We start from the raw sequence: 22,589 nt of genomic DNA, 5'->3' as shown, positions 1-22,589 counted from the left end.
AATAACGCAACCAGACTAGAAGGCCGCCATTAACCGAGAGGATGCCTCCCCATGCGTGAGATTTCGCACAAGCTCGCCTTCGCCCACGACACACAGCCCACGCGCTACAGCGACGTGTTCGATCCCAATAATGGCGGGGTTCAGGCCCGTGTCACGCTGGGCGACGCTGCACTGCTCGACCTTGCCGTCGCGGCCGCCAAGAAGGCGCAGCCCGCCTGGGCCGCCGTCAACCCGCAGCGCCGCGCCCGCGTCATGTTCAATTTCAAGGCGCTGGTCGAAGCCAATATGGACGAACTGGCGCACCTGCTCAGCTCCGAACATGGCAAGGTGATCGCGGATTCGAAGGGCGACATTCAGCGCGGTCTGGAAGTCATCGAATTCTGCTGCGGCATCCCCCATGTTCTGAAGGGCGAATATACCCAGGGCGCCGGGCCGGGCATCGACGTCTACAGCTTCCGCCAGCCGATCGGCATCGGCGCTGGCATCACCCCGTTCAACTTCCCCGGCATGATCCCGCTATGGATGTCGGGCGTCGCGATCGCGACCGGCAATGCTTTCATCCTGAAACCCTCCGAACGCGATCCGTCGGTGCCCGTCCGCCTGGCCGAACTCTTCCTGGAAGCGGGCCTGCCCGAAGGCATTTTGCAGGTTGTTCAGGGCGACAAGGAAATGGTCGACGCCATCCTCGACCATCCGGACATCAAGGGCGTCAGCTTCGTCGGCTCGTCCGACATCGCCCATTATGTCTATAATCGCGGTGTCGCCGCCGGAAAGCGCGTCCAGGCGATGGGCGGCGCGAAGAATCACGGCATCGTCATGCCCGACGCGGATCTCGACCAGGTCGTCAACGACCTGTCGGGTGCTGCCTTCGGCTCGGCTGGCGAACGCTGCATGGCGCTCCCCGTGGTCGTCCCGGTGGGTGAAAAGACCGCGATTGCGCTCCGCGAAAAGCTGATCCCGGCGATCGAGGCGCTGCGCGTCGGCGTCTCTACCGATGCCGAAGCCCATTATGGCCCGGTCGTCACCGCCGCGCACAAGCAGAAGATCGAAAACTGGATTCAGACCGGCGTCGATGAAGGCGCGGAACTGGTGATCGACGGGCGCGGCTTCAAGCTTCAGGGGCATGAGGACGGCTTCTTCGTCGGCCCCACCCTGTTCGACCATGTCACCACGGACATGAGCGCGTACAAGGAAGAGATTTTCGGCCCCGTGCTGCAAATGGTGCGCGCCGAAAGCTTCGAGGAAGCAGTCTCGCTCCCCAGCAAGCATCAATATGGCAACGGCGTCGCCCTCTTCACCCGCAACGGCCACGCCGCCCGCGAATTCGCCGCCCGCGTCGATGTCGGCATGGTCGGCATCAACGTGCCGATCCCGGTCCCGGTCGCCTATCACACCTTCGGCGGCTGGAAACGCTCGGCCTTTGGCGACACCAACCAGCACGGCATGGAAGGCGTGAAGTTCTGGACCAAGGTGAAAACCGTCACCCAGCGCTGGCCCGACGGCGGCGCATCGGCCGACAGCGCCTTCGTCATCCCGACGATGGGGTAAGCCCTATTTCACCGTCATCCTGACGAAAGTCAGGATGACGGTGAAAGTGGATCGAACCCCAGATCCTCGGCAAGATCGCGCCAGCGGGGATTGCCGGCCTCGATCAGATCGAGCTTCCATTTCCGCTTCCAGTTCTTCAACTGTTTCTCTCGGACAATGGCCACTTCCATGGTGTCGCACATCTCGAACCAGACCAACCGGTTCACATCATATCGCGCGGTGAATCCGTCCATGGCTTTCGTGCGATGCTGATGGATGCGCGCCATCAGGTTGGACGTGACGCCGATATAAAGCGTCCCGTTGCGATCACTGGCCATGATATAAGCGGCAGGTTGACGATCCATAGGGCAATGCTGCGATGCTCCGGATGACGAATCAAGCCAATCATCGTCATCCTGACGAAAGTCAGGATCCAGGGTTCCAGGCGCGACCCATGACGCTCTGGATGCCGGATCAAGTCCGGCATGACGGCAATTTAGGGTAAGGCAATGACCAATCAGTTCGACCTGACCGACGACCAGCGCGAAATCCAGGATCTCGCCCGCCGCTTCACCGCCGACGCGATCACGCCTCATGCGGCGGAGTGGGACGAGAAGCATATTTTCCCCCGCGACACGATCCGCGCGGCGGCGGAACTGGGCTTTGGCGGCATCTATGTCTCCGAAGCGTCCGGCGGCATTGGCCTTGGCCGGCTCGAATCCGCGCTGATCATGGAAGCCATGGCCTATGGCTGCCCGTCCACCAGCGCGTTCATCTCGATCCATAATATGGCCGCCTGGATGATCGACACATTTGGCGGGCAGGCGGTCAAGGACGCCTATCTTCCCGATCTCATCCCCATGAACCGCATGGCAAGCTACTGCCTGACAGAGGCAGGCGCGGGGTCCGACGCCGCCAGCCTCAAGACCAAGGCGGTGCGCGATGGCGACCATTATGTCGTCACCGGCTCCAAGCAATTCATCTCCGGCGGCGGCGAAAATGAAGTCTATGTCGTCATGGTCCGTACAGGTCAGGATGGGCCGAAAGGCATCAGCTGCCTTGTCATCGACAAGGATATGCCCGGCGTCAGCTTCGGCGCGCAGGAACGCAAGCTTGGCTGGCACAGCCAACCCACAGCGCAGGTGAATTTCGATGGCGTCCGCGTCCCCGTCGCCAACCTTGTCGGCAGCGAGGGTCAGGGCTTTGCCATCGCCATGGCGGGACTGGACGGCGGCCGCCTCAACATCGGCGCCTGTTCGCTGGGCGGCGCGCAGCGCTGCATCGACGAGGCTGTCCAATATACCAAGGACCGCAAGCAGTTCGGCCAATCCATCGCGGATTTCCAGAACACGCAATTCACCCTGGCCGACATGCAGACCGAGCTGGAGGCCGCCCGCACCCTGCTCTACGCCGCTGCTGTCAAGGTGAGCGAAAACGCGCCCGACAAGACGCGCTTTGCCGCCATGGCCAAGCGCTTCGCCACCGACACCGGATCGTCGGTTGTCGACCGCGCGCTGCAACTGCATGGCGGCTACGGCTATCTGATGGATTATCCCATCGAACGCTTCTGGCGCGACCTGCGCGTCCATTCCATCCTGGAAGGCACCAACCAGGTCATGCGGATGATCGTCGCGCGGGATATGTTGCGGGATTAACCCCCTCTCCCCGTGGGGGAGAGGGTTGCGAAGGCTTGGCAGCGTGCTGCCTAGCCGTAGCTGGGAGAGGGGGACAGGGCCAACGCGGCGCACCCCCTCTCCAACTTTGCCTGGGCGCGTGCCGCGCCAAGGCTTCGTCTCCTCTCCCCGCCGGGGAGAGGCAGGAGAGAGACATGACCGACCAAGTCCTGACCTTCATCGAAAACAATATCGGCCGCATCCGCCTCAACCGCCCGAAGGCGATCCACGCGCTGACGCCCGATATGTGCGACGCGATCAACACCGCCTTGCTGGCCTGGCGCACCGATGACAGCGTCACCGCGGTGATGATCGATCATACCGAAGGGCGGGGTTTCTGCGCGGGCGGCGACATCGCCCTTATCGCCAACAGCGCGAAGGCCGATTGCGTCGAGGCCGAACGCTTCTTCCATCTCGAATATCGCATGAACCATTTGCTGTTCGTCTATGAAAAGCCGATCGTCGCCTTCATCGACGGCATCGTCATGGGTGGCGGCGTGGGCATCTCCCTCCCCGCCCGCTACCGGGTCGCGACCGAACGGACGACCTTCGCCATGCCCGAAACCGGCATCGGCCTGTTCCCCGACGTCGGCGGCGGCTGGTATCTGCCCCGCCTGCCCGGCCGGGTCGGCGCATGGCTGGCTGCCACCGGCGCGCGGATCGACGGGGCGGATTGCGCCGCCATCGGCATCGCCACCCATTATATGCCGTCCGACACGCTGGACGATGTGAAGGCGCGCATCCTGGCCGATCCCGCCAGCCTGACCGCCATTCTGGACGCTGCCGCGCAGACACCGCCGCCATCCAAGCTCGACGCTGCCCGTCCCGACATCGACCGACTCTTCGCCTCGAACAAGGCGGAGGAGATCGTCGCTGCGCTCGACGCCGATGGTGGCGAATGGGCCGCCAAGCAGCGCGCCACCCTCGCCACCAAATCCCCCCAGACGATCAAGGTCGCGCTGCGCCAGTTGATCGAGGGCGCGGCCCAGCCCGATTTCGCCGCCAATATGGCGATGGAATATGGCCTGGCCTGTGCGATCATCCGCCGCCCCGATTTTGTCGAAGGCGTGCGCGCGCTGATCTTTGACAAGGACAACAAGCCGCAATGGAACCCGGCAACGCTGGAGCAGGTGAGCGACGCGATGATCGACGCGATTTTCACGCCCCTGCCCGCCGACCGGCAATGGACGCCGCTGCCCGACGTCGCGACCTAAAGGGGGGTAAGCTGTCCTACATGGCAGACGCCCGTTATGATCCCGGCGCGCCTTGCCTGCCCAGTACCGGCCGCTTTCCGATAGGATCAGGGCCACGCAAGAATATGTCCGATTTACCGGGAAATATGCGAAGTTAAGCAGGAGAAATGCCATCATGACCCAGACGATCGCCTTCATCGGCCTTGGCAATATGGGCGGCGGCATGGCCGCCAATCTGATCAAGAACGGCTATGCCGTCCGCGCCTTCGACCTGTCAGAAGATGCACTGGCCAAGGCGCAGGCCCATGGCGCGATCCGCGCCAGCAGCGCCGCCGACGCCGCCACCGGCGCTGACGCCGTCGTCACCATGCTGCCTGCCGGCAAGCATGTCGAAAGCGTCTATGCCGGTGAAGTCTATGGCGCGGCCAATCCGGGCGCCCTGTTCCTCGACTGTTCGACCATCGACGTCGCGACCGCCCGCCGCGTCATTGATGCAGCGACGGATCGCGGCTTCGACATGGTCGACGCCCCTGTTTCCGGCGGCATCGCGGCGGCCAATGGCGGCACGCTAACCTTCATGGTCGGCGGCACCGATGCCGCCTTTGCCAAGGCCAAGCCCATCCTATCCGCCATGGGCAAGGCAGTGATCCATGCGGGCGGCGCAGGCAATGGCCAGGCGGCGAAAATCTGCAACAACATGCTGCTGGGCGCCACCATGGTCGCGACCTGCGAAACCTTCGCCATGGCAAAGAAACTGGGCCTCGATCCCCAGACCTTCTACGACATCAGCAGCGTCTCGTCGGGCCAGAGCTGGTCGATGACCAGCTATTGCCCCGTCCCCGGCGTCGGCCCGCAAAGCCCGTCCGACAATGGCTATCAGGGCGGCTTCGCCGTCGGCCTGATGCTCAAGGATTTGAAACTCGCCACCGAAGCCGCCGCGCTGGTCGGCGCGTCGGTACCGATGGGCAATGCCGCCGAAGCCCTCTATCAGTTGCTCGCCAATCGGGGCGAAGCGGGCCGCGACTTCTCACTGATGATCGAGATGCTGGAGGGGAAATAACTCTCCCCGTCATCCCGGCGAATGCCGGGATCCAGGGCGGCACGCGCTGAGTCTTGCGCCCTGGATCCTGACTTTCGTCAGGATGACGGGGCAGTATCTACTTCTCCTTCCCGGCCTCCGCCGCCGCCAGCACGCGAAGCACATTGCCCGACCAGATTTTCTGGACGTCCGCCTCGCTATAGCCCGCCTTCAGCAGCGCGTCAGTGATCTTGGGCAGGTCGACCACATCCTCCATCCCGACCACGCCGCCACCGCCGTCCCAGTCCGCGCCGATCCCGACATGGTCCGGCCCCACGACCTTCAGCGCGTGCAGCATATGCGTCATGAAATCGTCGAAGGTCGCCCGGTCGGTCTCCGGGTAGAGCCGGTCGATCTCCTGCCGCCTGGCCAGCAGTTCGGCGCGCTTCTCGGCCGTTATCGTCCCACCCTCGCGCAGCGACGCGAATAGCGCGCCCATCGCCTTCTGCCGCTCCGGGTCGGGTTTGGATGCTTTCAGATAGCTTCCATAGGCGTTCATCTGAATGACGCCGCCCTTCGCCGCCAGCGCCTTGAGATGATCATCGTCAATATTGCGCGGATGGTCATAAATCGCCTTGCACCCCGAATGGGTGAGCAGCACCGGCGTGGTCGATAGCGCCAGCAGATCGTCCAATACCTGGTCTGAGCTATGCGACGCATCGGGCACCACGCCCAGCCGGTTCATCTCCTTGAGCAATTCCTTGCCCAGCGGACTAAGCCCGCCATAACGCGGCTTTTTCGACGGGTCGGTCGAACTGTCGGCAAACTGGTTGTGCGCGAAATGGGCAAAGCCCACCACCCGCACGCCCATGTCGTAAAATGTCTGAAGCAGCGACACATCCTCGCCCAGCGGATAGGCGTTTTCGATCGACATATAGACGACCCGCTTGCCCGCAGCCGCGATCGGCGCTGCGTCCTTGGCTTCCAGCGCCAGCGCAAAATTGGCCGGGTCCGCCGCCACCATCTGGCGGATCGACATGCCCCGCAGGATCGCAAAATCGCGGGCCTTGTGGAAGCCCTCGACCGTCAGCGGTCCCTGGCTCGTATAGATCGCCCAGAAACCGCCATCCAGCCCGCCCTTCTTCATGCGCGGCAGATCGACCTGGGTATAATCCAGATGAACATCATGCTCCTCTTCGATCGACCAACCCGGCAGGTCCAGAGAGGCAGGCGTGTCCATATGACTGTCGAGCGTCAGTAATTTCTGGTGCAATTGCTGGACCTTCTTGGGCACCGCCTGCGCCGACGCCGGACCTGCAAGCAGCGCCGCCAGCGCTGCCCCCATCACCAAAGTCCTCCGCATCAGATTTCACCCGAAATGGTCAGCTGGAACGTGCGCGGCGACAGCGGTCGGAAGAAGCCGTCGCCCGTCACCACCGGCGAAATATAGGACAGCGTATCCTTGTCGAACAGATTGTCGACATTGGCGCGCACCTTTATCCCCTTGACCGGACCGAAGCTGATGCCGTCGCCAATATCGACATAAGCGCTGAACACGGTGAACCCCGGCACGCTGGAACCGGGCGAGTTGGTGAAGGTCGACCAGCGCCTGGACGTATATTTTCCCGAAATATTGGCCACCAGCCAGCTCGCCGGCTCCACTGTCACGCCGCCGCTGACGATCCATTTGGCGCTGTCGGGGATATATTTGTCGGCGATCAGGATCGGCGTCGCCGCGGGCACGTCATCCTTGAACTTGGCATTGTTATAGGTGACGTTCAGATTGCCATAGGCCAGTCCGTTCAGGAAGGACGGCTTGTAGGTTCCGGCAAATTCCACGCCATAGGAACGGACCCGGCCGACATTCTGGAAGAAGGTTTCGGTCGCCAGCCCACCGCCCGGTATCAGGCTGGTGATCGACTGGATGCGATTGTCAAATTTGGTGTAGAATGCCGCCAGCGACGCATAAAGCTGTCCCTGGTTGGTGCGGATGCCCAGTTCCATATTCTTGGATCGTTCGGGCGCAGGCTGCGGCACCAGCCCGCCGCCGGGGCGGATGACCGAATAGATGTCGTCCAGCCCCTTGGGCAGCGCCATATTTTCAGCGTAGGAGGCAAAGAGCTGCGTGCGCTCGTCAAATTTGTAGAGCAGCCCCGCCATCGGCAGGAAGAAATCGCTATAGTGCGCCGTGTTGATCTGCGGACCATAGCCCGGCACGCCAACCCCGCCGACGACGCGATAAAAATCGTCAAATTCGCGATAGCCGTTATGGACATAGTCCAGGTTCAGCCCCTTGAAGCCGACATCGATGATGAAACGATCATCCGCCAGCTTGAGCGTATCCTTCAGGAAGATCTGAAGCGTATCGCGCTTGGTCCGATAATCGCGGCGCAGATAGACCAGTTCATCCAGATTGGGTGCGCCATCGGGCGCGCCGCCAACCGTGTTATACCGTGCCTGCGTCCGGTGATATTTATCGACTTCGGCCCACACGCCCGCCTCGACCGTGTTGGCGCCCATCTCCCAATGCAGCTTGCTGGTAATGCCGTACCGGTCGCCGCCCACGCCCGACAGGCCATATTGCACGCCCTTGGGCGCGACCACGGGCAGCCCCGCCTGCGCCTGCGGCGTGTAGCGGCCCAGCGAGTTGGCATAGCCGTCGGGCGACACGCCATAGCCGTCCTTATCCTCCCAATAGAGGGTGGATTCCGCCCAGACGCCCTCGGCAATCCCGGCATGGAAGGTCGCGCCATACAGCTTGTCCTTCCGTACGTTGATCGCCAGATTATAGACAGCGGTATAGGCGGCGTTCGAATAATAGACGCCGGGCGCGGTCGCCAATGGCGCAAAGCCGGGCGTTGTGTTGGGCACATTTTCGATCAGCGCAAAATTCCGGCCGCACTGGCCCAGCGCATTCCGGACCGTGCAATTATATTGCGCCCGGCTGATCGTGGGCGAGTCATAATCGAAAAAGTCGTTCGACACGAATTTGAACCGCGCCCAGCTGTCGCCCCCCAGGTCCGCGTGAATCTGCCCTTCCCAATGCTCGCGATCGACCGTGCCGGGACCGCGCCACAATTCCGTGTCCAGCTTGGTGCGGCTGACATAGGCCGTAAACGGCCCGACCCGCCCTGTGCTCGCGCGAATGAAGGTGCGGCGCAGATCCTGATCGCCAAAGCTTTGCGACACGAACAGGCCCATCTCTTCCTGTGGCGCGATGCTGTTATACTGGATGACCGGGCCCAGCGTCGAATAGCTGGGCAGGCTGACATCGCCCGCGCCGATCGCGGCTTCCACCACGCCCAGATTTTCATTGTCGACGTACCGGAATACCGGGCTGCCGCCAAAGGCGTCGCTGCGCCCGGTCGGAATGCCATCGACCACAAAGCCGATCTGGTCGAGGTTGAAGGCGCGGGTCTGCACGCTGTTACCAAATTCATACAGGCCCAGAGCGCCGTCGGTCTGGACGTTGAAACCGGGCAACTGCTCCAGCATTTTGAGGCCCGAAATGCCCGAAGGGGCCGACAGCAGCGCCTCCCGCGTCACCGCCACGACATTGCTGACCTTATCTTCGCCAATCGCTTCGGACGATTGCGAAATGCGGCGGCCAGTGACGGTGATGTTCATTTCGTCGTCGGCGGCCGGTTCCTGCGCGAAGGCCACCGGCGTCAGTGTGCCCGCCGCGCAGGCGAGCAGCAGCGCGCGAATGGACAGGCGGGCGGAAAATAGGTCGGACATGAAGAGGCTCCCTGCATATTATGAGCCTTTCAGGGCGGCGCGCCGCGCCACACCTCTCCATGTCTGTTGTTCCGTTTCCAAGTGAAACGAGAATGCCGGAAAACCCCTCCATGGGCCGATGCGAATTTGTCAGCAGACTATGAACCGCCATGGTCCCCTGCAGGCGGAACCCAGTTGAGCGGGCCGACTGGTCTCCCGCCTTCGCAGGAGACCGCCGTACCCGGAACGCTTAGCGCCCTTTCCAGACGCCCGGCCGCTTTTCGACAAAGGCGGTCATGCCTTCCTTCTTGTCCTGCGTCGCCGTCAATATCTGGAACATGCGCCGTTCGGTCAGCAGCCCCTGGGCAAGGCCGGTTTCGAACGCGATATTGACCATTTCCTTGTTCACCATCGCGGCCATCGGCGGCATCGCGGCAATCGCAGCGGCCGTCTTGAGCGCATCGTCCAGCAGATCAGCGGCGGCCACAACACGGCTGACAAGCCCGGACCGCTCGGCTTCTTCCGCGCCCATCATGCGCCCGGTCAGGCACATTTCCATCGCCTTGGCCTTGCCAACCGCGCGGGTCAGGCGCTGCGACCCGCCCATGCCCGGCGCGACGCCCAGCTTGATTTCGGGCTGGCCGAATTTCGCCGTGTCCGCCGCAATGATGAAGTCCGCCATCATCGCCAGTTCGCATCCGCCACCCAGCGCGAAACCGGCCACAGCCGCGATCCACGGCTTGCGCGTCGCAACCACGCCGGTCTGCCAGCCGGAAAAGAAATCCTGCAGGAAGAAATCGGCCGCCTCCTTTTCGACCATTTCCTTGATGTCCGCGCCCGCCGCAAACGCCTTTTCGCTGCCGGTCAGGACCGCACAATGCTGGGTCGGGTCAGCGTCATAGGCGGCAAAGGCGGCGCTCAGGTCCGTCAACACCTGTCCGTTCAGCGCATTCAGTGCCTGCGGGCGGTTGAGCGTGATCAGCGTTACCGCGTCGCGCTGTTCCACCAAAATCGTCTCATAGGTCATCGCCGTCTCCCTTATGCCTTTGGACAGGCTCTATGGTCGACGCGCGTCGACCGCCAGCCCCTACTCCGCCGCATTTGCGCCGCACCTATCGGCACAGATGCATGAAGTCCCGGTCGTAGCTGCGCATATGCGCGCCGCCATCGACATATAGCGTCTGCCCCGTCACCGCACTGGCGTCGACCAGATAGAGGACCGCCTGCGCGATCTGCTCCGCCTGCGGCAGGCGACCCAGCGGCATCATATGCTCCAGCCGCGCCATCTGATCCGCATCATAGTCGGGCGTCGCGATCGTCAGCCCCGGCGCCACCGCATTGACCCGCACCTGCGGGGCCAGACTGCTAGCGGTCGTCCGGGTCAGACCCGCCAGCGCCAGTTTGGACAATGTATAGGCCAGCTGGTCGCCATGGGGATGGTCGATCCGCTGATCCAATATATTGATGATGCACCTGTCGCCCGATCCGGCCGGGACGGTTGCGAATGCCTTTGTCAGCATGGCCGGCGCGGCGCAATTGACCGCATAATGGCGCATCAGATCCTCGGCCGTCACATCGTCCAGCCGGTCCTGCCCGAACAGCGCAGCGCTATTGACGAGGATGTCGGGCGGGCGGCCAAAGCGCGCCGCGACCTGTGCGATCAGTTCCTCGGCATTTTCAGGGTCGGCGAAATCGACGACAAAGCCTTCCCACTGCGTCCCCTCCTCCTCCAGCGTCAGCGCCAGATGCGAATCGAGCCGCGTATCATGGCTGCCATGGATCGCCAGCGAATGGCCCGCCCTGGCCAGCGCCCCGGCAATGATCCCGCCCAGACGCCGATGGCCGCCGGTCACCAGCGCCAGCCTTTTGTTCGCGATCGGCAGGGCACCCGCCTCGCCCTGACCGCGCGCGCTGCCCAATGGGCGATAGGGGACGTCCTCCTCGATCATGACGAGATGAGTTTCAGCACTTCCTCGCGCGACTTTTCATCATCGCGGAATATGCCCAGCATCCGACTGGTTTTCATGATGACATTGGGCGTCCTGACCCCGCGACCGGTCATGCAACCATGGGTCGCCTCGATCACGACGGCCACGCCCTGGGGCTTCAGATGCTCCCAGATGCAATTGGCCACTTCGGACGTCAGCCGCTCCTGCACCTGCAAGCGATTGGCAAAGGCATGCAGCACGCGGGCCAGCTTGGAAATGCCGACCACATAGTCGCCCGGCAGATAGGCGATATGCGCCTTCCCCACGATCGGCGCCATATGATGTTCGCAATGCGACTGAAACGGAATGTCCTTCAACAACACGACATCGTCATATCCGCCCACCTCATGGAAAATGCGCGAGAGATGATAGGCGGGATCGTCATGATAGCCCCGGCAATATTCGCGCCAGGCCCGCGCCACACGTTCAGGCGTCTCGATCAACCCTTCGCGTTCGGGCGCATCGCCCGACCAGCGGATCAGCGTGCGGATCGCTTCCGAAACCTCTGCCGGAACCGGCTCCTTGCCTTCGCCAACCATCTCCGCATCGGGATCACATGCCATGAACAGGGCCACTCCTTATCGTATCGGCCCCGCATATGGCGACTAGCCCCGCCGATGACCAGACCCTTTGACGGTGGTGGACACAAGATCGCGGCGGTGGCAAATCGGACAAAAACAGAAGGTCGCCACACATAATATGCCAATCATTGTTTCGTCTCATGCGTACTGAACGGATCGCAGCTGTCCTGTTGGCGGCCGGCACATCATCGCGTTTTGGTGAGGAGGACAAGCTGATGGCGGAGCTGCGCGGCAAGCCGCTCGCCGCCCACACGCTTGAAACCGTAGCTTCGATGGCGTTTGCCGAACTGATCGCCGTCGTCCGTCCGATAGAGGTCGCCCCCGTCCTGCATCGCAAGCTTGACCGGCGCGGCTACACCATCATCGTCAACGATCGTCCCGAAGACGGCATTTCGGGCAGCATCGTGCGCGCGGTCGAGCATGTCATGCCGGTGAACCGCATTCGCGGCATCCTTATCTGCCTGGCCGATATGCCCGAAGTGCCCCAGACCCACTATAACCGCATCTGCCTGGCAGCGGAGGACATAAGATCGGTCGTCGCCAGCACCGACGGCTTCTCCTCCTCCCCGCCCGCTTTCATAGGCCGCAAGCATTTCCCCGAATTGCTGGCGCTCAAGGGCGATCAAGGGGCGCGGGCGCTGCTCAGCCACGGGCTTCAGATCGAAACCACCGGCAATGTGCTGCATGACATCGACACGCCGGACGACTTGCCCGGCTGGCGACCGGCACCCTCCGATTGATCAGCTCGATCGCGTCGGGTCCGTCATCGCATCGCCCATTTCGCGCGGATCGGGCGCGCGGCTGATCGGCAGCGATCCGGTCTGCCGTTCCAGCATCCGGTGAACCACTGGCGGGATCGGGCCGGTGTGCAGCGCCCAGATCGCGTCGCTATTGGCAATATCGGCCACGGTGCGCCGCTGGTTATGGCGCACATAGTCCAGCCAGGTCGACACATGATAGCGTTCCAGCCATAGTTCCGGATCGCCAAGATCGCGCATCAGCGACCAGCCATGCGCGCCGTCACGCCGCCTGATCCGTCGCCGCTCGCTCATCGCCGCCAGAAAGGGGACGATCGACCCCGCCGGAATGCGATATTCGATCGTCACGACCACTGGCCCGCTACGCGGTTCGACCGGCACGGCGGTATCGGGTTCACGCCAGCTGTTTTGCAGGTCCAGATTGTCATCGCCCGTCTGTGGCAAGCGCCAGACAAGGCCCAGCATCGCCGCGACAAACTGGGCCGCCGCCGACGCATAGAGCGCTTCGACCACGCCATGAGACTCGGCGAGCCAGCCAAACAGCCAGGCGCCGATCGCCATGCCGCCAAAGGCGGTCATCTGATAGAGCGACACCGCGCGCGCCACCACCCAGCGCGGCGCGGACATCTGCACCGACACGTTGAACGTCGCCAGCGCCGTCACCCAGCCGAACCCGGCGAGGAGATAGCCCAGCAAGGCCAGCGCCAGCCAGCCGCTCGCGCCGGTGATCGCGGTTCCAAGCGCCAGCGTCAGCGCCGCTGTTCGCACGATGGTTTCGACGGAATAGCGCGTCCGCAGTCGGCGCGTCGACAGCGCGCCAATCACGGCGCCGATGCCGAAAGCGCCGCTCGTCACGCCGAATGTCAGCGCCCCGCCGCCCAATATGTTGCGCGCGACCAGCGGCATCAGCGCCGACACCGCACTCGCGCCGATGCCGAACACGCCCGCGCGCAGCAGCACCAGCTGGATTTTGGGCGACATCGCCACATAGCGCACGCCTGCGCGCATCGCGACGCCCAGCCGCTCGCGCGGCAACAGCTTGGCTGGCAGGTCCGGCCGCCAGCGGAACAGCACCGCCAGCAGCGCGATATAGGTCAGCGCATTGGTCAGGAATGCGGCTGCGGCGCCTGCGGTCGCGACGATGACCCCGCCCAGCGCCGGGCCGACGCTGCGCGCCAGGTTGAACCCCATGCTGTTCATCGCCACCGCGCTCGGCAGGATTGCGCGCGGGACCATATCGCCCACCGATGCCTGCCAGGCCGGGCCGTTGATCGCTGTGGCGCAGCCCAGCGCAAAGGTGAAGGCCAGCAGCAGCCATGGCGTAATCATCCCCGCCCAGGCCGTGATTGCCAGCGCAGCCGACACGATCAGCATCGCCAATTGGCAACCGATCATCACCATGCGCCGGTCCAGATTGTCCGCAACCGCCCCCGCCCATAGCGACAGCAGCATGATCGGCAGTGTCGTCGCCGCCGGAACCAGCGCGATCAGCAACGGGGAAGCCGAAAGCGACGTCATCATCCATGCCGCGCCGACAGACTGGATCAACCCGCCAAAATTCGACACCAGACTGGCCGTCCAGATCGCACGAAAAATGGGAATGGAAAGCGGCGACGGGGCTTTGGGGGAATCAACATCGGGCACATGCCCATGAAGCGGAATATCGTCCAGCGGTCAAACCCGTCAGTCTTTGGCCCCTGCCCCTACGTCAGAGCCACGCCACGCAAAAACTGCATTTCTTGCTTGCACTTTACGTAAACGTAAATACATTCAGGTGCGTATCCGATGCCCCCGGCAAGGGTGACCCACGGAGAGGGAAAATCTTATGGAAGCCTATATTTATGACGCCGTCAGGACGCCCCGTGGTCGAGGCAAGCCCGACGGGTCGCTGCACGAAATCACCCCGATCCAGTTGGCGACGCAGACGCTGGAAGCGATCCGTGACCGCAACTCCATCGATACCGCCGATGTCGACGATGTGATTCTGGGCTGCGTGACGCCAGTGGGCGAACAGGGCGCGGACATTGCGCGCACCGCCGTGCTGAACGCCGACTATGCGCAGACAACGCCGGGCGTGCAGGTCAACCGATTCTGCGCGTCGGGCCTTGAGGCCGTGAACATCGCGGCGGCCAAGGTCATGTCGGGCGAAGCGCTCTTCGCCATCGGCGGTGGCGTCGAATCGATGAGCCGCGTGCCGATGGCATCTGACGGCGGCGCAATCGCGATGGACCCCGCAGTCGCCTACAAGACCTATTTCGCGCCCCAAGGCATCGGCGCGGACGTCATAGCCACCAAGTTCGGCATCAGCCGCGACGATGCCGACGCCTATGCCGTGGAAAGCCAGAAGCGCGCCAAGATGGCGTGGGACGAAGGCCGCTTTGCCAAATCGATCGTCCCCGTACGCGACGTGATCGGCCAGATCGTGCTCGACCATGACGAACATATGCGCCCCGACGCCACGATGCAGTCCCTGGGCGCGCTGAAACCCAGCTTCACGGCGCTTGGGGAGGAGATGCCCGGCTTCGACACCGTCGCCCTGCTGCGCTATCCCGAACTGGAACGGGTCAACCATATTCACCATGCCGGCAACAGCAGCGGCATCGTCGATGGCGCCGCCGCCGTCCTGGTCGGTGGCAAGGATATTGGCGACAAATATGGCCTGAAGCCCCGCGCCCGCATCCGCGCCATGGCCTCGATCGGTTCGGAACCGCTCATCATGCTGACAGGGCCGGAATTTGTCGCAGGCAAGCTGCTGTCGCGCGCGGGCATGACTGCCGCCGACATCGACCTGTGGGAACTCAACGAAGCCTTTGCCAGCGTCGTGCTGCGCTACATGCAGGCGATGAAGCTCGACCATGACCAGATCAACGTCAATGGCGGCGCGATCGCCATGGGTCATCCGCTCGGTGCGACTGGCGCCATGGTACTGGGGACCGCGCTCGACGAACTGGAACGGTCGGGCAAGGGCACCGCGCTCATCAACCTGTGCGTTGGCGCAGGCATGGGCACCGGCATCATCATCGAACGTATCTAGCTATTTCCGTTCGGGCTGAGCGACGTCGAAGCCCACCATCGAACGCAGTGAGATGCCTTCGCTCCGCTCAGGCGAGCCCTTAGACCGGCTCAGGGCGAACGGGGGAGAGGAGATCAAAATGAACAGCATCACTATCAGCACCGACGCCGACGGCATCGCCACCTTGATGATCGACGTGCCCGACCAGTCGATGAACGTCATCGGCCCGGATTTCATCGCCGATCTGGACGCCGCGATCACCCGCATCGCGTCGGACGACGCGATCAAGGGCGCCGTGATCGCGTCGGGCAAGGATAGCGGCTTCATGGCCGGCATGGACCTTAAATATTTCGGCTCGATGCTTGCCACCAGCGATGGCAGCCGCCCGCAGCCCGCTGCGATCTTCGATCAGGTGTTCGTTCTCAACCAGTTGTTCCGCCGCCTCGAAACCTGTGGCAAGCCCATTGCCTGCGCGATTGAAGGCACCTGCGTGGGCGGCGGCTTTGAACTCGCCCTCGCCTGCCACCGCCGGATCGTCGGCGACAGTCCCAAGACCCAGCTTGGCCTGCCTGAAATCCTGATCGGCCTGTTCCCCGGCGGCGGCGGGTCGCAGCGTTTGCCACGCCTCATCGGCGTGCAGGCTGCGCTCATGTACATGCTGCAAGGCAAGCTGTTCCGCCCCGCCGAAGCGGCGATGCTGAAAGCCGTAGATCAGGTCGTGCCGCAGGGCACGGCGCTGGAAACCGCGCGCGAATGGGTCAAGGCCAACCCCAACGCCGCGAGCCAGCCATGGGACGTCAAGGGTTTCAAATTTCCCGGCGGTGCGGGCGGGTTCAACCCCGCCTTCGTGCAGACCATGGTGGGCGCGCTGCCGATGACGCTCAAGCAGACCCAGCGTAACATGAATGCGCCCATCGCCTTGCTGTCGGCGGTCTATGAAGGGGCGATCCTGCCCTTCGACCGCGCGATCCGCGTCGAAAGCAAATATTTCGCCAGGGTCGCAGCCGATCCGCAGGCCGGCAACATGATCCGCAGCCTGTTCGTCAACAAGCAGGCCGCCGAACGCGGCGCGCGCCGCCCCAAGGACCAGCCCAAGGCCCCGACAATGAAGCTCGCCATGCTGGGCGCGGGCATGATGGGTGCAGGGATTGCCACCGTCGCCGCGCAGGCAGGGATGGAGGTCATCCTGTTCGACCGCGACATCGCCTATGCGCAAAAGGGCAAGGCGCATGTCGAATCCGTCCTGTCCAAACGGCTTGGCAAGGGGATGACGCCGGAAAAGCTGGCCGCCACTCTGGCCCGCGTCACGCCGACCGCAACCTATGCCGACCTGGCAGGCGCGGACTTTGTGATCGAGGCGGTGTTCGAGGATGTTGCGATCAAGGCTGAAGTCACGAAGCAGGTTGAGGCTGTGCTTGGCCCAGACGTCATCTTCGGGTCCAACACCTCCACCCTGCCGATCACCAAGCTGGCGGGCGCATGGTCCAAGCCGGAAAATTTCATCGGCGTCCATTTCTTCTCGCCGGTCGAAAAAATGCCGCTGGTCGAAATCATCCTGGGCAAGCAGACTGGCCCCGCCGCCATTGCCAAGGCGCTCGATTTCGTCGCCCAGATCAAGAAAACGCCGATCGTCGTCAATGACTCGCGCGGTTTCTATACCTCGCGCTGCTTCGGCACCTATGTGCAGGAAGGTGCGGAACTGGTGGCCGAAGGGATCAATCCCGCGCTGATCGAAAATGCGGGCAAGCAATTGGGCATGCCCGTTGGCCCGCTCGCGGTCAGCGACGAAGTGTCGATCGAACTGGGTTATAAGGTGATGACGGCGGCCAAGAAGGAACTGGGCGACGCCTATGTCGCGCAACGTTCCGACGATGTCATGACGCAGATGGTGGAACTGGATCGCCTGGGCCGCAAAAATGCCAAGGGATGGTATGACTATCCCGAAAATGGCAAGAAAGCACTCTGGCCCGGTATCGCCGACCTGTTCCCCCGTGCCGACGATCAGCCGGATGTCGAGGCGGTCAAGGAGCGCCTTCTCTATCGCCAACTGGTCGAATGCGCCCGCTGTTTCGAGGAAGGCGTGCTGGAAACGCCTGAAGATGGCGACATTGGCGCGATCTTCGGCTGGGGCTTTGCCCCTTACACCGGCGGTCCCTTCGCTCATATGGACACGGTCGGCATCGCCCATGTCGTTGCGGTGCTGGACCGGCTGGCCGCGACCCATGGGAATCGCTTCGCGCCCACCGCGCAACTGCGCGAGATGGCGTCCACCGGCAGCACATTCTACCGCCCCGCGCCATCCCGCGCTGCGGCATGAAAAGACTGTAAATCGTAGCGTCGCTCGTTTAGGTCTCCCCATGACATCTGGGGAGACCTATTCTTTATGAGCGACAAACCGACGATCCTGGTAACAGGCGGCGCAGGCTATATCGGCAGCCACGCCGTATTGGCTCTCAAGGACGCCGGCTATGGCGTCGTCGTCATCGACAATCTTGTCACCGGGTTCGACTGGGCGGTGCCCGATGGGGTGCCGCTGGTGCGTGGTGACATTGCCGATCAGCATTTGGTCGAAGCCACGCTGCGCAAGCATGAAATCCGCGCGATCATGCATTTTGCAGGATCGGTCGTCGTGCCAGAATCCGTCGAAAACCCGCTCAAATATTACCACAATAACAGCGCCAAGACCCGCGACCTGATAGAGAGCGCGGTTCGCGTCGGCGTCAACCATTTCATCTTCTCTTCGACGGCCGCCACCTATGGCATTCCCGAAGAAAGCCCGGTCAAGGAAACGACGCCGCAACGGCCGATCAACCCGTACGGCATGTCGAAGCTCATGACCGAATATATGCTGCGCGACGTCGCGGCGGCCCATCCGATGAACTTTTGCGCCCTGCGCTATTTCAACGTCGCGGGGGCAGATCCGCAGGGACGCAGCGGCCAGTCGACCGCAGGCGCCACCCACCTCATCAAGGTCGCGGTTGAAGCGGCACTCGGCAAGCGCGCGGGCGTTTCGGTTTTCGGCACGGACTTCGACACCCCTGACGGCACCGGGGTGCGCGACTATATCCATGTGACGGACCTTGCCGCCGCCCATGTCCTCGCCCTCGAAGCGCTGATGGCCGATCCCGCACGCAGCCATCTGCTCAATTGCGGCTATGGCCGGGGCTTCTCCGTCCTTGAAGTGCTCGACGCGGTGGATCGTGTCACCAACATGACCATCAACCGCACCTTGGGACCGCGCCGCGCGGGCGATCCCGATGCGCTGATCTCCGACAATCGCGCCATTCTGTCCACCTTCCCATGGGAACCGCGCTACGCCGATCTCGACCTGATCGTCCGGCACGCCCTGGCATGGGAGCGCAGCCTGAGCGAACGCGCCTGATGAGCGAAGCCTCCGTACGCGCCTGGTTCGCTGCAAATGCGCCGGACATCGCGATCATCGACCAGGGCGTCAGCACAGCTACCGTGCTGGAGGCGGCGCAGGCGCTGGGCGTCGAGCCTGCCCGCATCGCCAAGACGCTGTCGCTGCGCGTCGGCGACACCGTCGCCCTGGTCTGCACCCGTGGCGATGCCCGCCTGCATAACGCCAAGGCGAAAGCCGCGCTCGGCGCCAAACCCCGCATGCTTGGAGCTGACGAAGTCGAGGCCGTCACCGGCCACCCGGTCGGCGGAGTCTGCCCTTTCGGCCTCGCTGCGCCGCTTCCGGTCTATTGCGACGTCTCGCTCAAAGCCTTCGCCACCGTCTTTCCAGCCGCCGGTTCACGCACCAGTTCGGTCGAACTCACGCCCGCCCGCCTCGCGCTACTGACTGACGCTACATGGATCGACATCTGCACCCTGCCTGAAACCGTGGAATAATCACATGCCGACAGAGTATCATTTCACCGACGGTGGTGCAGCCGCCGCCGACCTCGCCACCCGCATCGCGAGCCTGCTGAGCGAAGCGATCGCAGCGCGCGGCACAGCCAGCCTCGCTTTGTCCGGTGGCCGGTCGCCAAAGCCCGTGCTGGAGGCACTCGCCCGCACCCCGCTCGACTGGAGCAAGATTGTCGTGACTTTGGTCGACGAACGATGGGTGGCGCCCGATGCGCCCGACAGCAATGAACGGCTGCTGCGCGATACCCTGCTGACCGGCCCGGCCGCCGCCGCGCAATTCGTGCCGATGAAAAATGACGCGGCAGATGCTTATGCAGGCCAGCCCGCCGTTGAAGCAGCCTTTGCCGCCATTCCCTGGCCGCTCGACATAGTGCTGCTGGGCATGGGCGAGGATGGCCACACCGCCTCGCTTTTTCCCGCTGCGGCGGAACTGGCCGATGGCCTATCGAGCACCGCCCGCACCATCGCGGTCACGCCCCCCGCAGCGCCGCACCAGCGCCTCTCACTGACGGCCAGCGCCATATTGGCCGCGCGCCACATCTTTCTGCAAATCAGCGGCGACGCCAAAAAGGCGGTCTATGCCCAAGCGCTGGAGGATGGCCCGGTCGAAAAACTGCCTGTCCGCCTTGCCCTGCTTCAGGCACAGACGCCGGTGGAGGTCTGGATCAGCGCCTGAAAAGGCTTCCCGTGGCAGGCGAGGATTAACGACAAAACGCCGCCTCCCCCGGAAGCGGCGTCCTGCCAGCCTTAGTTGGCTTTGCTCATATCCACCTTCTCAACCCATTCGGGGTAGAAGGTGGGCTCGCGGTTGGACCAGCCAGCCGCCGTCGCCGCCGCTTCGCTGATCGACTGAAGCAGCGTACGACGCTTTTCGGGATGCAGATGCGGCAGACTGGCCGCCGCGCAGAAGGCGCCTGGAAGCCAGGGCCGTGCCCCCGCACCCAGCAGCCGCTCATAGAGAAAACGATAGGCCGAAAAACTTGCCAGCCGGTCCTGCCCCAGATCGAAGGCGGAGATGGTCACCAGCGGCGCCATGAATGGCTCGACCTGGTCCAGCCCGCTGTCATCGGGCACGCGCGCCTTGATCTCCTCGATCCGGCCATAGATCCGGGCCTGCGCGCGGATGGAGGCTTCCTCAACCATGTCGCGCGACCACAGCTTCATCGCATCGCGACGATGCAGCCCAATATCCAGCGACCGACGAATATAGCGTTGCGTGGCAGACGGGAAGCTGGCGAATTCACGCAACTCCGCCAAGGTTACGGCCCCGTCCGCAGGTCTTGCACTCGTACCCATTGTCATGCCCTCCGACTCCAAGTCGATCGTAGGAACATGCGCCTCTTATGGTTGCTAAAGGCTTAAGCGCCTGTTCCACGGCCATTCACAACGGACCAGATTTTGTTGTGCGGCGCAACATGAAAATTTGGCCTCGCTTGTGCAATCTTTCACGCGCCCGTCTGTCGCTCCAGCACTGCGCCGATCATGCTGCGCCAAACCGCCACGTCGCCCGCCTGCGCCATCTGCGCGTCCGGTTCGCGGAGGGTGTGCAATATTGCATAGGCATCATCGACGTGACTGGGCCACGCCGCATCCACCGCGCCTGCCGCATGGGGATCGCTGCCGCCGCCATTCAGGCTAAGCTGACGGCCGGCAAGAACGCGGGCTATGCGTTCGATCGCGGGGGTGGCAGATGTCGGCATGGATGATCGCTCCTCTCAAAAACGCAGGTGCGTATTCGCAGTCCCGCGAAGCAAAACTAGCATGATTTGCGGCAAAGAACCATCAATCCTGCCCTTCCTTGAAGCCCGACGAAGGCACTGGATCGCCCTTGTCGCCCGGACGGGTGGCGGCTGGCGGATCGGACGCATCCATCGAATCCTTCAACCCTTCGTCCAGCTTCTCTTCCTCGCTCAGCACATGATCCTGTGCGTCAGATTCGCGCGCATCGCCCACTTCCTCGCGACTGTTGGGGCGGACATCATCCTGATCGTTCATCACACTCTCCTTCTTGCCTGTTTCAACGGGCGGCGACGGGCGGCGGTTCCCATGTTCGACCAACGGGCGGGGCAGTTCGACCAGCTACCGTGCCATGGGGCGACATTTCCCCCGCCAGCGCGTAAAAGGTGAAGATGACAAGCCTTCCCGACGACGGCGAACGCGGCGTATCCCCCGCGGTCGCGCTTTATTCCATTCTTGGTTTCTGGCTCTTCTACGCCATACTCGTAACCCTGCGCGCAGCCGTGATGGGCTTTGAATCGCAGGGCGAACTGGGTATTCGCCGCGCCGTTGTCACGGTGATCGGCATAGTCGTCACATGGGTTCTCTACCTAGTGCTGCGCCGCTTTGACGCCAAACCTTTAAGCGTCCGCATCGTCGCCGCCTTCTCGCTCGCCGCCCCCTTCGCGCTCGCCATGGCGTCTGCCAATTTCTACATGTTCAACGTCTATGACCCGGTGAATATCTTCACCGACGGCGATCGGGGCAAATATGCCAGCGAAGAGGCTTTTGCCCTGATCCAGATCGTTGAAGATGCGATCAGCCGCTATTTCTTCCTCGCCGCCTGGGCTGGCCTCTATCTCGCCTTGTCCTACGCCAGCGAAGCCCATCGTACGGAACGCCGCGCTGCCCGGCTGGAGCGCGCAGCCCAGCAAGCCGAACTGCGATCGCTGCGCTATCAGGTGAACCCGCATTTCCTGTTCAACACGCTCAACTCCCTCTCCTCCCTCGTCATGAAGGACCGGCGGGACGAGGCGGAGCAGATGATCATGTCACTCTCCAACTTCTACCGCACCAGCCTGACCGGCGATCCGCTGGACGACGTGCCGTTGGAGGAGGAAGTCCATCTCCAGAAACTCTATCTCGATATTGAAGGGGTTCGCTTTCCCGACCGGCTGAATACGGTGATCGATATTCCTCCCGGCCTGATGAGCGCTTGCGTCCCCGGCCTGATCCTCCAGCCGCTCGTCGAAAATGCCATCAAATATGGCGTCTCGCGTACCTCCAGCCCGGTCGAGATCCGTATCACCGCGAGGGAAGATGGCGGATTGATGCACATCGCCGTCACCGACGATGGCGACAATCCGCCCAGCCTGTCGGACAGCGGCAGCGGCATTGGCCTTGCCAATGTGCGGGACAGGCTGTCGGCGCGCTTTGGCGATCAGGGCCAGATCGCCTATGGTCCGCGCGAGGAGAAGGGATTTTCCGTCCTCCTCACCCTACCCATCATCCGCCGGGGTTGCTGACGC

21 protein-coding genes are annotated in these 22,589 nt (G+C 63.1%); 11 read left to right on the top strand and 10 right to left on the bottom strand.

Annotation, left to right across the window (positions count from 1 at the left end):
* The first annotated feature begins 51 nt into the window (after window positions 1-51).
* Window positions 52-1,548, top strand: coding sequence for a CoA-acylating methylmalonate-semialdehyde dehydrogenase (locus IWY39_RS17010; protein WP_107123665.1), 1,497 nt, complete (start codon window positions 52-54; stop codon window positions 1,546-1,548).
* Window positions 1,549-1,577: 29 nt separating this feature from the next.
* Here the strand turns inward: IWY39_RS17010 and IWY39_RS17005 are convergent, their stop codons facing one another.
* Window positions 1,578-1,892: a GIY-YIG nuclease family protein gene (locus IWY39_RS17005; protein WP_107123666.1), complete on the bottom strand. Its 315-nt coding sequence runs from the start codon at window positions 1,890-1,892 to the stop codon at window positions 1,578-1,580.
* A gap of 144 nt (window positions 1,893-2,036) precedes the next feature.
* Here IWY39_RS17005 and IWY39_RS17000 point away from each other — a divergent pair, with 144 nt between their 5' ends.
* The 3 genes from IWY39_RS17000 to mmsB all read left to right on the top strand — a co-directional run bounded on the left by IWY39_RS17000 (window position 2,037) and on the right by mmsB (window position 5,453).
* On the top strand, window positions 2,037-3,182 hold the full coding sequence (locus IWY39_RS17000) for an acyl-CoA dehydrogenase family protein (protein ID WP_017182038.1): 1,146 nt from the start codon (window positions 2,037-2,039) through the stop codon (window positions 3,180-3,182).
* Between the two features lie 173 nt (window positions 3,183-3,355).
* Window positions 3,356-4,414: an enoyl-CoA hydratase/isomerase family protein gene (locus IWY39_RS16995; protein ID WP_017182037.1), complete on the top strand. Its 1,059-nt coding sequence runs from the start codon at window positions 3,356-3,358 to the stop codon at window positions 4,412-4,414.
* 52 nt (window positions 4,415-4,466) lie between these two features.
* The gene (gene mmsB, locus IWY39_RS16990; protein WP_261375965.1) at window positions 4,467-5,453 is read left to right on the top strand and encodes a 3-hydroxyisobutyrate dehydrogenase; all 987 of its coding nucleotides are present in this window, start codon (window positions 4,467-4,469) and stop codon (window positions 5,451-5,453) included.
* A 97-nt stretch (window positions 5,454-5,550) separates the two neighbouring features.
* Here the strand turns inward: mmsB and IWY39_RS16985 are convergent, their stop codons facing one another.
* The 5 genes from IWY39_RS16985 to folE all read right to left on the bottom strand — a co-directional run bounded on the left by IWY39_RS16985 (window position 5,551) and on the right by folE (window position 11,679).
* Entirely contained in the window at window positions 5,551-6,774 is a 1,224-nt protein-coding gene (locus tag IWY39_RS16985) for a dipeptidase (RefSeq protein WP_107123667.1), read from the bottom strand.
* Entirely contained in the window at window positions 6,774-9,149 is a 2,376-nt protein-coding gene (locus IWY39_RS16980; RefSeq protein WP_107123668.1) for a TonB-dependent receptor, read from the bottom strand. Before IWY39_RS16980 ends, IWY39_RS16985 begins: the two co-directional genes overlap by 1 nt.
* A 229-nt stretch (window positions 9,150-9,378) precedes the next feature.
* Window positions 9,379-10,155 (bottom strand): enoyl-CoA hydratase-related protein, encoded by a 777-nt coding sequence (locus IWY39_RS16975; RefSeq protein ID WP_017182033.1) that lies wholly within the window; start codon window positions 10,153-10,155, stop codon window positions 9,379-9,381.
* 85 nt (window positions 10,156-10,240) lie between these two features.
* Window positions 10,241-11,077 carry an SDR family oxidoreductase gene (locus IWY39_RS16970; protein WP_107123669.1) on the bottom strand — a complete coding sequence of 279 codons (837 nt, stop codon included), beginning with the start codon at window positions 11,075-11,077 and terminating at the stop codon, window positions 10,241-10,243.
* Window positions 11,074-11,679, bottom strand: a complete 606-nt coding sequence (gene folE / locus IWY39_RS16965; protein WP_107123670.1) for a GTP cyclohydrolase I FolE — start codon at window positions 11,677-11,679, stop codon at window positions 11,074-11,076. The genes IWY39_RS16970 and folE overlap by 4 nt, the downstream gene beginning before the upstream one ends.
* 158 nt (window positions 11,680-11,837) lie before the next feature.
* On the opposite strand from folE, the gene IWY39_RS16960 reads away from it, so the two are divergent.
* Window positions 11,838-12,437, top strand: a complete 600-nt coding sequence (locus IWY39_RS16960) for a nucleotidyltransferase family protein (protein ID WP_107123671.1) — start codon at window positions 11,838-11,840, stop codon at window positions 12,435-12,437.
* Here IWY39_RS16960 and IWY39_RS16955 read toward each other — a convergent pair whose 3' ends face one another.
* Complete coding sequence (locus IWY39_RS16955; protein WP_017182029.1) at window positions 12,438-14,099, bottom strand: MFS transporter; 1,662 nt, start codon at window positions 14,097-14,099, stop codon at window positions 12,438-12,440. It abuts the gene before it with no gap.
* A 181-nt stretch (window positions 14,100-14,280) separates the two neighbouring features.
* Between IWY39_RS16955 and IWY39_RS16950 the strand changes: the two genes are divergently transcribed.
* The 5 genes from IWY39_RS16950 (at window position 14,281) to pgl (ending at window position 20,020) form a co-directional block, all read left to right on the top strand.
* The gene (locus tag IWY39_RS16950; protein WP_107123672.1) at window positions 14,281-15,489 is read left to right on the top strand and encodes an acetyl-CoA C-acetyltransferase; all 1,209 of its coding nucleotides are present in this window, start codon (window positions 14,281-14,283) and stop codon (window positions 15,487-15,489) included.
* Between the two features lie 118 nt (window positions 15,490-15,607).
* Entirely contained in the window at window positions 15,608-17,785 is a 2,178-nt protein-coding gene (locus tag IWY39_RS16945) for a 3-hydroxyacyl-CoA dehydrogenase NAD-binding domain-containing protein (protein ID WP_107123673.1), read from the top strand.
* Window positions 17,786-17,851: 66 nt separating this feature from the next.
* Window positions 17,852-18,850 (top strand): UDP-glucose 4-epimerase GalE, encoded by a 999-nt coding sequence (galE, locus tag IWY39_RS16940; protein ID WP_107123674.1) that lies wholly within the window; start codon window positions 17,852-17,854, stop codon window positions 18,848-18,850.
* A complete protein-coding gene (locus IWY39_RS16935) occupies window positions 18,850-19,326 on the top strand; it encodes a YbaK/EbsC family protein (RefSeq protein ID WP_107123675.1) in 477 nt (158 codons plus the stop codon). Before galE ends, IWY39_RS16935 begins: the two co-directional genes overlap by 1 nt.
* 4 nt (window positions 19,327-19,330) lie before the next feature.
* Window positions 19,331-20,020, top strand: coding sequence for a 6-phosphogluconolactonase (gene pgl / locus IWY39_RS16930; RefSeq protein WP_107123676.1), 690 nt, complete (start codon window positions 19,331-19,333; stop codon window positions 20,018-20,020).
* Window positions 20,021-20,091: 71 nt separating this feature from the next.
* Here the strand turns inward: pgl and IWY39_RS16925 are convergent, their stop codons facing one another.
* The 3 genes from IWY39_RS16925 to IWY39_RS16915 form a co-directional block, all read right to left on the bottom strand.
* A complete protein-coding gene (locus IWY39_RS16925) occupies window positions 20,092-20,640 on the bottom strand; it encodes a hypothetical protein (RefSeq protein WP_026002204.1) in 549 nt (182 codons plus the stop codon).
* 149 nt (window positions 20,641-20,789) lie between these two features.
* Entirely contained in the window at window positions 20,790-21,044 is a 255-nt protein-coding gene (locus IWY39_RS16920) for a hypothetical protein (RefSeq protein ID WP_017182022.1), read from the bottom strand.
* Window positions 21,045-21,126: 82 nt separating this feature from the next.
* Complete coding sequence (locus tag IWY39_RS16915) at window positions 21,127-21,339, bottom strand: hypothetical protein (protein WP_229380575.1); 213 nt, start codon at window positions 21,337-21,339, stop codon at window positions 21,127-21,129.
* Between the two features lie 134 nt (window positions 21,340-21,473).
* Here IWY39_RS16915 and IWY39_RS16910 point away from each other — a divergent pair, with 134 nt between their 5' ends.
* Window positions 21,474-22,586: a sensor histidine kinase gene (locus IWY39_RS16910; protein ID WP_017182020.1), complete on the top strand. Its 1,113-nt coding sequence runs from the start codon at window positions 21,474-21,476 to the stop codon at window positions 22,584-22,586.
* Window positions 22,587-22,589 lie beyond the last annotated feature (3 nt).

This window comes from Sphingobium sp. JAI105 (genome assembly GCF_015752145.1).
In the GTDB taxonomy this organism is placed as follows: Bacteria; Pseudomonadota; Alphaproteobacteria; order Sphingomonadales; family Sphingomonadaceae; genus Sphingobium; species Sphingobium xenophagum.
Note: the sequence above shows the minus strand (reverse complement) of the source record. Positions and strands in the feature narration are given on the sequence as shown.